1 rRNA gene is annotated in these 507 nt (G+C 53.3%); it reads left to right on the forward strand.

Features of this window, described 5'->3' with window-relative positions:
• Positions 1-90: ribosomal RNA gene (locus tag MHX64_RS11930) — 16S ribosomal RNA — on the forward strand; the annotation flags it as partial.
• Positions 91-507: the final 417 nt, after the last annotated feature.

Here is a 507-nt window from a genome sequence, read left to right on the forward strand (position 1 = left end):
TCATGGGAGCTGTCGAAGGTGGGATCGGCGATTGGGACGAAGTCGTAACAAGGTAGCCGTACCGGAAGGTGCGGCTGGATCACCTCCTTTCTAAGGAGCTTTTATTTTTCGCCCGCAGTTGCGGGTGTTGTTTTGTGTGGTTGAGTCGCCGAGTGTGCGACTGCCACGAAAGTATTTTGCCGGGTGGAGACACACCTGAAGGTCATGGTGGCACCGTCTGGATGGTGGTGCGGCTGGGCTGAGAAGGGGTTGTGCGCTCACATGGTGCCTGGTTGGTGGTCACACCGGTTTGCGTGACAAAAGAGTATGCGTTGGTGCACTGTTGGGTGTCTGGGGCAGCACAAGGTTGTTCCTGTTGGGCTCTCATGTTGGCTGGCCACGTTGGTTGTGGTTGGTTGTGTGTGGGGGTTGTGTTGTGTGAGAACTGTATAGTGGACGCGAGTATCTTTCTTTTTTGTGTTTTGGTGTTTGTACCTTGATTGTTTGTGTGTCCGTGTGTTTTGTTAC

The organism is Corynebacterium sp. ACRPZ (assembly GCF_022346205.1).
In the GTDB taxonomy this organism is placed as follows: Bacteria; Actinomycetota; Actinomycetes; order Mycobacteriales; family Mycobacteriaceae; genus Corynebacterium; species Corynebacterium lehmanniae.